The following is a 6,530-nucleotide window of genomic DNA, read 5'->3' as shown; positions in this document are numbered from 1 at the left end:
TACGGAGCAGCTACCTCCGATCCTGAAAGCTTGATTGAATTGCATGGAAAGACAACGATTAATAATGCTTTCATCGGACTTTATACAGAAAATAGTGGTACTATCACAATGGCAGATGGAACTGTAACCGCAACAAACATGGCATTGCTTGCAAAAAGCGGGGGACATATTAAGCTCACAGATGTTGCTCTAACAACGATGTATGGTAACGGATACGGAGCAGCTACCTCCGATCCTGAAAGCTTGATTGAATTGCATGGAAAGACAACGATTAATAATGCTTTCATCGGGCTCAATGCAGAAAACAGTGGTGCAATCACAATGACGGGAGGAACTGTAACCGCTGCAAACATGGCATTGCTTGCAAAAAGCGGTGGGCATATTAAAGTCACAGATGTTGCTCTAACAACAATAAATGGTAACTATGGCGCAGCTACCACCGATCCTGATAGCTTGATCGAATTGCATGGAAAGACAACAATTAATAATGCTTTCATCGGGCTTAATGCAGAAAATAGTGGTGCAATCACAATGACGGGAGGAACTGTAACCGCTGCAAACATGGCAGTGTTTGCAAAAAACGGTGGGCATATTAAGGTCACAGATGTTGCTCTAACAACGATGTATGGTAACGGATACGGTGCAGCTACCACCGATCCTAATAGCTTGATTGAATTGTATGGGAAGACAACTATTGATAATGCTGTAACCGGACTTGATGCAGAAAATAGTGGCACAATCATAATGACTGGGGGAACAGTAACTGCGACAACCATGGCATTGTTCGCAATGAATGGTGGACATATTAAGGTCACAGACGTTGCTCTAACAACAATGGATGGCAACGGATACGGTGCAGCTGCCAGCAATCCTTACAGCTTAATTGAATTGCATGGAAATACAGCGATTAGCAATACTTTCATCGGACTTTATGCAGAAAACGGTGGCACAATTAAAATGAATGGAGGGACCGTAGCAGCAAAAGGATCAGCATTTGTTGTAAAAAATAGCGGATATATTGATGTAACAAATGTTTCTGCAACAGCAGAAAACAGTGGCATAATATTTGATAAATCCGAGGACGATAACGCCTTAGAAATCAACTTGACAAATACAAAGATTCGCACTGAAAATAGCATTGGAATTAACGCAGACCAATCAATCGGTATAGCCAATCTCAAAAATTCAGAAATCAGTGCCGATATTTTATTAGCAGCAAAAGCTTCAACTAAAGAAAATAATTTTGCTTTTACATTAAATGCTAATCACTCGGTATTAAAGGGAAGAGCAAAAATTGCAGAAAACAGAACCGTACGCTTTGATTTGACAAACAAGACAACATGGATATTGAAAACCAGTACAAAAGAAACCGATGATGACGGAAAACTGCTTGCTATTGCTCAAAGGTCACGTTCTGATATTTCTGTGCTCAATCTTAATGATAGTTCTATTGTTTTTAATGGACCGGTAGAAGATCATTATCATACATTGCATGTAGGATCTGGAATACCAACCACTCTAGCAGTCTATAATGCCTTTGGTGAGGCAGAAATTCATTTCAACGCTATATGGAGTGATGGTGTTGCAATAGATGCACAAAAAACCGATAGGCTTCTCATTCACGGTGATGTAGCAGGCACCACAACAGTTTATGTCAAAAGTATTTCAGGGGATAAAGAGAGTGTAGAAAATGCTTCTCCTCCTTCAAATATAGGTGGACTTTCACTTATTCAAGTTTCTGGAGAAGCAAAAGAAGACTCCTTTAAATTGAAAAATGGCTATACCACCATAGGAGGAACTCCTTATAAATATACGCTGACTGCCTATGGACCAGTCTCAAGCTATGGCAAAGCCAATGCTAACCAAAACTTATTCGATGAAAAGGATAAAGATTTCTGGGATTTCCGTTTGCAGCCTGAATTTTTTGACCCCGATTCAAAAGTAAGAGCAGTTGTACCACAAATGGCAAGCTATTTGGTTATGCCAAATGCCCTCTTTTATACTGGATTGGCCGATATGGCCAAGCAAAATGCACTTTTAGCCAATATGAGAACAACAGTCTTGGGAGAGCAGAAAAATCTAAAAAACAGTTTCTTCCTCTCTACCTATGGGGGTACAGGAACCTTATCCTCGAAACGCGGTCCCCTTAAATATGGTTATGGTGCTGATATTCGCTACGCCGCTATACAAGGTGGGGTTGCATTGACTACGTTAGAAGGGCACCGCACTACTACACATCTTGGTCTTTTAGGCACCTATGGGCGGCTGTCTTTCACTCCAAAAGAGATGCAGGATGCAAGTAAAAGCACCCTAGATAAATGGTCTCTCACTGCCTATGGTAGTGTACAACATGACAGTGGTTTCTATATCGATACGCTTTTATCCTATGGGATAATAAAGGGCGATATCACCAATGCTATCATTGGTAAAACCGCGAAATTGAACAATGTAAAAATGTTGAGTATTTCCACCACCGTTGGCAAACAATTTTCTACCGGAATGGAAGGTTTAACCTTCGAGCCCCAAATACAACTTGCTTATCAACATTTGATGTTTGATACCATTGAAGATGCTGATAATTTAAAAATTGATATGAACAATCCTTCTCAATGGTTGATCCGTGTTGGTGGACGTTTAACCAAAACCATTATGACCACTGAAAATGGTCCTGCCATTTCCTTCTATGGAAAAGCAAACTTGATCAAAACCTTTGGTGATGATGGTACCATCCAGATTGGCAGAGATTTTGACCTTGATCCCATGGGAACAGCAATTGAGGGCGGCGTTGGCATCAATGCACAACTGTCTCACAATTTCTCTCTTTACGGTGATGTAAGCTATCGACAAAAGCTTCAGAAAACTGGTATAAGTGGTGCAAGCTTTTCAGGTGGCATACGCTATCAGTTTTAAATCAAGGCTGTAAAAATAGCCTATTCATTCTATTCAATTTAATAAAAAGGGTAGCACAATATGCTGCCCTTTTTGTACATTAAAGTCATCCTTTTTCCTTTTAAAGCACCCTTCCCTCTTTATACTTAGTTCTTTACGAAAATCTCCAAGACAAGACACAACAAACGCAACAGAGCACTTCCATCCCCAGTGGATGAAGAGTACTTCCTACTTTGAAAAAAAGAGAAGTCTATTAGAAATAAATTAATACCACTGTGTTGAAAGATGAAAGCCCACTTTAAGCCCAAGTAAGTTAGCTTTTTTACTAGCTTCTTCTACATCTTTTTTTGTTCCCTCATAACCCCAATTTGCGTCATATAATAATCCCTACCATCACGTAAAAGATGTTATGGTACCACTATATCAGTATCTCACAATATTTCTCTGAATAATAATATTCAAAATTATAATTCTTTAAATAAAATCCATTATAAATACATTTTGTATTATACATAATTAATATCAATTATTTTTTAATTTTGACAAAAAACCAAAAATGTCTTACCAAATTAAAGACAATTACTGAAAGTAATAACAACTATCCATTTTCACTTCTTCTTATGAAGTTCGCGGGGAAATGAATATTTTGGGGCTCTCATAAGGAGAATACTAGTGTATAAAACATCCCTTTTATCATGCACAGCTGCGGCTGCTATCATCCTATTCAATATCCAGTTCAGTGCACATGCTGAAACCCTCGTAGTTTCTGAGGGAAAACAACAAGAAGTATCCGATAAAACCTACGAAACTATTCACGCAAAAGACGGTGGCAAAATCATTGGAAAACATTTAACCATTGTTACGAATAAAGATATAAACCAAGGCACAAACCAAACCGTCTATGCTGTAACAGCAGAAGGTGCTGACAGTGCGATTGAGTTACTGGATGGCACAACCATTAAAGGCACTGGTTCTGGTATTTTCTTAGGCCTTGAAGCCAAAGACGGTGCTACACTTCAAATGACTAAGGGAACAATTACATATTCTGGAATGGAGGCCTCCTCATCTGGCATTTTATCTAGCACTGGTGCTTCCTTTTCTGACAGTAAGAGTAAAAAAAACAAGCTGGAAGACGTAGTAATATCGAGTGAAAACGATAACAGTTCACTATCCTTAGGAATAAGTGCTAAAAACAGCACAGTAACCTTGAACAATGTAACCGTTACTCAAGCACTAACAGGCATATCTGCAGATGATCACTCGACAATAACAATCTCTGGAGGATCATTTCGTGCAAAAAATACAGCAATATCTGCTCAAAATGGCAGCATCATTACTTTAAACAACAATGTTACAGTCGCATCACCTAATGGTACTGGACTCCATGCAGATGGTATAGAATCCAAGATCACAATGAAAGGAGGGGCTGTCATAGGAGGAAGTTTGAATGGACATGAAAACGCATTACTTACAAAAAATGGTGGACGTATTGAAATTACGGATGTTACTCTAACAACCGATAACTTCGGAAACGGTGCACTTGCACTTGGTTCTGATAGCATAGTTGAATTAAAAGGCAATACAAAGATTAACAATGCTTTGAACGGTCTTGGAGCATTTGATGGTGGTAAAATCACCAGCGAAAATTTAACACTCATCGGTTCTGGAGCAAAAGAAGAAAGCACTGGTGTAGGAGTTGACCTGCCTAACAGCAAGATCGAACTAAATGGAAAAACAACCATTGAAAAATTCACACATGGGCTTGAGGCACGAAATGGTGGACAGATTGATGTCACGGATATAGCTTTAACAACGAATGACGCGGGAACCGGTGCACTTGCACTTGGTCCTGATAGCAGAATTGAATTGCATGGAACGGCAACGATTAATAATATTTTGAAGGGTCTTAGAGCAATAAATGGTGGCAAAATTACCAGCGAAAATTTAACAGTAGTCGGTGGTAAAGCAATTAATGAAAATCTCGGCAAAATAAGCACTGGTGTACGGACAGAGGATTCTGGTAGTGAAATTCAGTTAACCGGCAAAACAACCATTCAAAATGTCGATGAAGGTTTTTATGCAGACGGTGGAAGTCAAATCATTAGCGGAGATTTAACAATAACCGGTGGTGAGTCCGAAGCAGCAACCGTTGGTGTAAACATTTGGGATGCCGATAGTATAGTTGAATTCAATGGCAAAACAACCATTCAAAATGTTGATGTTGGTCTTTTTGTCATTGAAGGTAGCACAATTAAAACGAGCAATCGTGCTATTGATACTAATTCTAAAAGCCTAGATACCCAATCCGATACTCCTCAGAAGGGGAAGAAAAATACAATAGAAGCAAAAATGGCTGCACTGGTTGTAATAAATGGCGGACATATTGATCTGACAGATGTTTCTGCCACAGCAGAAGTTGCCGGTTTACAATTCGCAACTTTCTCCGATAATAATCCGAATAGCTCGCATGATCCACAAAAATATCATAGTAATGAGATCAATCTGACCAATGCAGAGCTTCATGCTGAAAATGGTACAGGAATTTTCGTTAGAACTGTTGTTGAAAAAAGCATCGAAGATGCTGCTGCTCCATCAATCGGCACAGTCAATCTTAAAAAATCAGAAGTCCATGCTGACGTATTATTAGGAGATGGTATTTTTTGGGACAAAACATCATGGAAAGATAAAGATTTGTGGGATGGTAAAGAGGTTAAAACGATCTCCAACGGCACCTTCACATTAAGCGCAGATCAGTCTATTTTAGAGGGCAGAGCAAATATTGCTAAAGACAGAAATGTGCACTTTGATCTAAAAAACAATACAACATGGACGTTGAAAATTAGCAAAAACGAAAAAGATGATGATGGCAATCTCCTTGATATCGCTCAAAGATCTCGTTCTGATATTTCCACGCTTAATCTCGATAACAGCTCCATTATCTTTAATGGACCAACAGAAGATCATTACCAAACATTGCATATAGGTTCTGGTAAACCAGACACGCAAGAAGTCTACAATGCAACGGGTGATGCAAAGATTTACTTCAACACGGCTTGGAGTGATGGTGCTGCAATAAATGACCAAAAAACCGATAGGCTTTTGATCCATGGGGATGTCTCTGGCAACACATCAGTTTATGTCACGGGGCGCTTAGAAGAGAACAATATCGAAGCAAATACCTCTGCTGCTGCCAATGTCCGGGGTCTTTCACTTATTCAAGTTTCTGGAAAAGCAGAGGAAAACTCTTTCAAACTGGTAAATGGCTATACCACAAGAGGTGGCTTACCAGATATGTATACACTACGTGCCTATGGACCAGACTCAAGCCAAGGCAACGCCGATATTGCACAAAACCTCTTTGATGAAAAGAATGAAAATTTCTGGGATTTCCGTTTGCAACCCGAACTGCTTGACTCCAATTCTGGTTCAAATCCTGATCCTGAAACAAATATTCCTACCGTTGCCCCTGTACCACAAACAGCAAGCTATTTAGTCATGCCAAATGCTCTCTTCTACACGGGACTAACCGATATGGCTAAACAAAACGCACTTTTAGCCACAATGAGAACATCTGTCTTAGGAAAAGAAGAGGAAAAACAAACCGGTTTCTTCCTCTATACTTACGGAAACACAGGAACCTT

The 6,530-nt window shown here is 39.5% G+C and carries 2 protein-coding genes; both read left to right on the top strand.

Annotated elements, in window-relative coordinates; all coding sequences use genetic code 11:
• Nucleotides 1-2,910 (top strand): autotransporter outer membrane beta-barrel domain-containing protein (locus ACFIMA_RS08555; RefSeq protein WP_375693752.1); only part of this gene is annotated, 2,910 nt, incomplete at its 5' end.
• A 651-nt stretch (nucleotides 2,911-3,561) separates the two neighbouring features.
• Nucleotides 3,562-6,530: autotransporter outer membrane beta-barrel domain-containing protein (locus ACFIMA_RS08550; protein WP_375693363.1), on the top strand; the 2,969-nt coding region annotated here is incomplete at its 3' end.

Origin of the sequence: Bartonella sp. AP88HLJMH (genome assembly GCF_042195605.1) — a bacterium.
GTDB lineage: Bacteria > Pseudomonadota > Alphaproteobacteria > Rhizobiales > Rhizobiaceae > Bartonella.
This window is presented reverse-complemented; position numbering and strand designations above follow the sequence as displayed.